This is a genomic window from Sulfurovum sp. bin170 (genome assembly GCF_010892395.1).
GTDB lineage: Bacteria > Campylobacterota > Campylobacteria > Campylobacterales > Sulfurovaceae > UBA1140.
The window spans coordinates 1-5,248 of the sequence record NZ_JAACKB010000201.1 but is presented as its reverse complement, the minus strand read 5'-3'; the positions used below and the strand labels follow the sequence as shown (position 1 = coordinate 5,248).

The window sequence follows — 5,248 nt, the reverse complement described above, 5'->3', positions numbered from 1 at the left end:
TTGTTGTCTATATAATCGCTGAATGTCAAGAGAGTTTTTCTAAATGTTTTATCATCAATATCAAACTCATAAGAGTGGTAAAATTCCATTTTGGAGCTTGTATTGAATTTTACATCTAGTACAGCTTCCCACTTTCTCATTATCTTGTTTTGACGGATATAGTTTAGCTTATTTGCCACCTTCTCATCCGTTATCTTGGAGAGTTTGCTATCTATAAAAGCAGAAAGTATCTCTTGTTCTTCTTCTCTAGTATATTCATACTCACCCAATATAGTTACGATGTGGTCTACCTTATCCTCCACCTGCCTCTTGCTAGGTGTCTTGACTCCAAGTTGCTCCAAGAGATTTACAATACCCAGTCTCAAAGTGCTATCAGCCTCTGCCCATGTCTGCCTCAAAGCTCTTGTCATCTCTTTTTTGGTAAGCATCGGTACTTTTAGGTCAAGTAACATGGTAAGCTCTACTAGTATATTCTCATCAAGCTTTTTTATCCCCTCATCAAAGGGTTCACCACTCATTAGTTCTCTTATCTTATTGTTTATCTTTATCGACTGTTTTTTCTTTTTCTTTGCCATCTGTTTTTAACTTTATATATGATATTTGATTCTTGTGGAGATATTATAACATTTATATGATTGATTTTGATTAGCTCAATAATATAGGAATATAACCATACCTTTACTATAGATAAGATATTATATATTCAAAATTTATTTATACAAACAGAAAGGATAAAAATGCGTTTTATACTGTTTTTTCTATTGACCATTAGCCTCTTTGCCGTTGATGCAGAGTTAACCATCGAAAAAGATGTTGAGTCAAAAACAACTATTAGCATAATCGAAAATGTAAATACAGCAGGGAGTAGCAATAGGCATCAGAAGATGTTCTCACTACTTCTCAATGATATTAAGATGAGTGGACACTTTGAGGTGGATAAAACACCCAGAAGAGGTAGTTTTGAAGAGGGTGCGATGTTACCTCCAGAGCTACATGATAGAGAGTATATTATAAAGTATAGCTATTCATCATCTGGAACCAAGCTTGACATTAAGTTGATTCAGGTTTATGATAATAGGGTTGTTTTAGCAAAAGGGTATAGTGTCAATAGCTCACAACGATACCCATTTTTGTCACACAATGCCGTTGTTGATATTAACAACGCTCTAGGGCATGATGATATCTCTTGGATGAAACGGCATATACTCTTTTCCAAATATACCTCTTCGAGAAAAAGTGAGATATGGGTTGCTGACTATACACTACTCTTCTCTAGTGTTATTATAAGAGGTGGACTAAATCTTTTCCCAAAATGGGCAAACAAAAATCAAAATGCTTTCTATTATACATCATATAATGCTCTAACTCCTACACTATATCGTGTAGATATGGGTTCAGGAAGTCGCAAAAAAATTGTCTCATCTGAAGGGATGTTAGTCTGTTCAGATGTAAGTGCAGATGGGTCTAAACTGCTTCTAACTATGGCTCCAAATGGACAAACTGACATCTATGAATACAGTGTAGGAAATGGCTCCAAAAACCGACTTACAAAGTTTGGTGGGATAGATGTAAATGGTAAGTATCTAGGTGATGAGAGTAGAATAGCATTTGTATCTAACCGTACGGGAAGAGCAAATATATATGCCAAATCTATAGGCTCCTCATCTGTATCAAAAATCGCACGACATGGCTCTAACAATAGCTCTTGTGATGCATTTGACAGATATATCTTGTACTCTGTAAGAGAGGGTGGAGCTACCAATATCTATCTAGGTTCAGCTTATAGTTCATATGTCAGACCACTCACATCAAATGGTTCAAACCAACTTCCACGATTTTCAAGTGATGGTAAAGTTGTTCTATATATCAAACAGAGTGGTGGCAAGAATAGTATTGGATATATGAATCTCGCAACAAATGAGAATGCTCTCTATCCTATGCAGAGTGGTAAAATTCAATCTATTGATTGGTAGATTAATTTTTGATTGCTATAATATAGTTAAAAAATGTGAAAAGGAAAAAAATGAAAAAAAGATTAACCGTAACATTAATTTTGTCTGCTCTTCTGATGATTGGTTGTGCTCAAAAAGAGATTAGTAGTATAGGTGTAGATGGTGATGCTAATGGTAATATCCAAGAGGTAGAGTATTCCGCTTCTGATATTAATGGAAATCAGTATGAGTATGAAAATGTAGATTTGTATGGTAAAGATGGTGGCAGTTATACACATAACTCATCTTATGGTGAAGAGAGCAGTAGTGGTATAAAAAATATCTATTTTTCTTCTGACCAATATAACATCACACCTGATAAGCTACATATAGTTAGAAATAATGCCCAAGCACTAAATTCATCAATTAAGAGTGGTGCTAGAGTAAAAATAGAGGGGCATTGTGATGCCTCAGGAACAGACGAGTATAACTATGCATTAGGTTTAAGACGAGCTAAATCGGCAAGAGATGCGATAGTTAGTTCTGGTATTAGACCATCTAGTATTACGATGGTAAGTATGGGTGAGAGTTCACCAGAGTGTACCTCAGGTTACTCAAATGCGTGTTATGCTAAAAATAGACGCGTTGAGTTCAAAGTCATAAGATAATTTTGGAAATGTAGATGAAAAAGATAATTTTAATAGCTTCAATAGCCTTAGCACCAATCCTATATGCCTATGAACCATCAATATATGGAGCAGGAGATATAGATTCTGCCCAACCATATGGATTGACAACAACAGAGAAAAGTGTACTTGAGAATAGAAGAGTAGTCCAGAATCTAAAAAATAGAGTAGAGGAACAGCAGAATAGAATAGATGGTTTGACAACTATAATAGAGGGACTAAACAAAGAGATTTTGGCACTAAAAGAGCAAGTAGATACCTCTGTAAAAGGGAGTGGCTCCCAAGACCCTAATCAGACTTATAATATGCTATTAGAGTTGGGACAGATGATTGACCAAATCAACAATAACTATGTAACGCAAGAGGATCTAAAAGAGGCATTGACAGGAAGTAGACCTGTAAAGCAAACTACCACCGTCTCCACAAGTAGCACCAACTCTAATGATATCTCAACTACATATAGAAGAGCTGTTCAGCTTTTTGGTCAAAAAAGTTATCAATCTGCAAAGCAGAACTTTGAAGAAGCACTTGCAAACAACTATAAATTAGCATCATCCAACTACTATCTAGGTGAGATAGCATACTATACACAAGAGTATAGTGATGCGATTGCATACTATAAAAAAAGTGCTTCACTCTATAATAAAGCCTCTTATATGAAAATTTTATATCTTCATACAGCTATATCTCTAGCTAGAACAGGTCAAGAGAGTCAAGCAAAAGCCTTTTTTCAGTTTGTCATAGATAACTATCCTGATACCAAAGCTTCAGAGATAGCAAAAAAAAATCTGTAGGGGCAGAGCCAAGTCTCTACCCTTCATTATTAACAAAATTCCTAAGTCATAATAAAGTTTGATTAGATATGATGTTGAAATTTAAAAAACAGGAGCTTATATGACAATTACAAATGAAAATTGTGTTGTAGGTATTGAATACGAAGTAAAAGAAGCAGGAGCAACAGAAGTTGTTGATTCAAACAAAGGTACAGGTCAGCCACTAGAGTTTATTATGGGTGTAGGTCAGATTATTCCTGGTCTCGAAGAGGCACTTGTCGGTATGTCCAAAGATGAGAGTGGTGACATTATGGTTCCTGCCGAAAAAGCATATGGAGCTAGAGATGACAATGCTGTTCAGACTCTTCCAATTGAACAATTCGAAGGTGTTGAGCTACAAGATGATTTAACTCTATATGGTCAAGGTGAGCAGGGACAAACTGTACAAGTAACAGTTAAAAGTTTTGATGAGAAAGAGGTAAATGTTGATTTTAACCATCCATTGGCTGGTAAAGATTTGATGTTCTCCGTAACAGTTCTCTCTGCTAGAGGAGCTACAGCAGATGAGATAACATCTGGTCAAATTGGTGGTGGACACGACCATGGTGATGGTTGTTGTGGTAGTGGGACTTGTAGTAGTTAATAGTCTAAACTCCTTTTCTACTTAAATATACATCTTGAAAAACTCGGAATTGGAAGGCTCTGCCTCCGCTGTTTGGGAGTAAACTCTCCGTTTCCGAAAAAAACAAAATCAACTTTTTTCAAATTTCAAACGCACATTCAATCCAATAAAAAACGATATAATACCCCAATAAAAACAAAAGTTTTGGAGATAATCGTGGTTAAAAACAGATTTGTAAGATGTCACATATGTGAAGCTGTAAATAATGAAAAAGTTGGTGAGATAATCTGCAGACGATGTGGAGAGAAGATATATACTCACAAAGATGTAAGCCTTCACCGAACTATAGCTTTTTTGATAACAGCTATAATCCTCTATATCCCTGCAAACCTCTATCCTATATTAATTACTAGACAGTTTGGAGTTATGCAAGAGAGTACTATACTTGGGGGGATTATGCATCTTTGGGAGGCGGGTTCCTATCCTGTTGCTATTATTATCCTTTTGGCTTCGGTTTTTGTACCTATCCTGAAATTTATCTTTATTACCTATCTTCTAATCTCAACTAAGTATAATGTTAAATCATCAATAGCAGATAAACATAAACTTTTTTATATTACAGAGGTTATCGGCTCGTGGTCGATGATTGATGTTTTTGTTGTGGCTATACTCTCTGTGCTAATTCACTTTACGGCTGTACAGATATTGCCAGGTACGGGAGCGACTGCATTTGGACTTATGGTGTTTTTTACCATGTTATCAGCACTATCATTTGATAGTAGACTTATAAAAAAGTAGACTTGTTGTAAAACTCATTTGGAATCGGAGGCTTCAGCCCAATGCCAATGAATTAATGTTGAAATATAGCGAGGCTAAAGCCATCGTTTCCTTATATGCAATCTGCATTTTTGGAATCGGCGTGTTTACACCCGAACTATTTGTTTCAGAAAAAGGGATAAATATATATGAAAAAATATAATGCACCAAGGGTAAGGGAGTCCAGAGGGGTTAGAATCTTGACAACTATCTGGCTTGTACCATTTATTGCACTTATTATTGCCCTTTGGTTGGCATATCAATACTATGCAAAGATTGGCTCTAACATCAAAATATCATTCAAATCAAATGCAGGATTAGTAGAGAATCAAAGCCCCATAAAGATGCGTGATGTCACTATAGGAATTGTCAAAAAAATATCACTATCTAATGATGGAGAGGGTGTTATAATCAAAGCTA

Annotated in this window: 6 protein-coding genes and 1 pseudogene; 6 read left to right on the top strand and 1 reads right to left on the bottom strand. The window is 35.7% G+C overall.

Translation table 11 applies throughout. The features are described 5' to 3' along the window. A pseudogene (locus GSY74_RS04670) lies at positions 1-575 on the bottom strand (helicase); the annotation flags it as partial. 162 nt (positions 576-737) lie between these two features. On the opposite strand from GSY74_RS04670, the gene tolB reads away from it, so the two are divergent. From tolB to GSY74_RS04640, 6 genes are all read left to right on the top strand, one after another. Then, positions 738-1,973 carry a Tol-Pal system protein TolB gene (gene tolB, locus GSY74_RS04665; protein ID WP_164663941.1) on the top strand — a complete coding sequence of 412 codons (1,236 nt, stop codon included), beginning with the start codon at positions 738-740 and terminating at the stop codon, positions 1,971-1,973. Between the two features lie 50 nt (positions 1,974-2,023). Further along, positions 2,024-2,599, top strand: a complete 576-nt coding sequence (locus GSY74_RS04660; protein ID WP_164663940.1) for an OmpA family protein — start codon at positions 2,024-2,026, stop codon at positions 2,597-2,599. A gap of 14 nt (positions 2,600-2,613) precedes the next feature. Next, positions 2,614-3,411, top strand: a complete 798-nt coding sequence (locus tag GSY74_RS04655) for a tetratricopeptide repeat protein (RefSeq protein WP_164663939.1) — start codon at positions 2,614-2,616, stop codon at positions 3,409-3,411. Positions 3,412-3,511: 100 nt separating this feature from the next. Next, on the top strand, positions 3,512-4,033 hold the full coding sequence (locus GSY74_RS04650) for a peptidylprolyl isomerase (protein WP_164663938.1): 522 nt from the start codon (positions 3,512-3,514) through the stop codon (positions 4,031-4,033). Between the two features lie 195 nt (positions 4,034-4,228). Then, positions 4,229-4,810, top strand: a complete 582-nt coding sequence (locus GSY74_RS04645) for a paraquat-inducible protein A (RefSeq protein ID WP_370518768.1) — start codon at positions 4,229-4,231, stop codon at positions 4,808-4,810. A 167-nt stretch (positions 4,811-4,977) separates the two neighbouring features. After that, positions 4,978-5,248: MlaD family protein (locus GSY74_RS04640; protein ID WP_164663937.1), on the top strand; the 271-nt coding region annotated here is incomplete at its 3' end.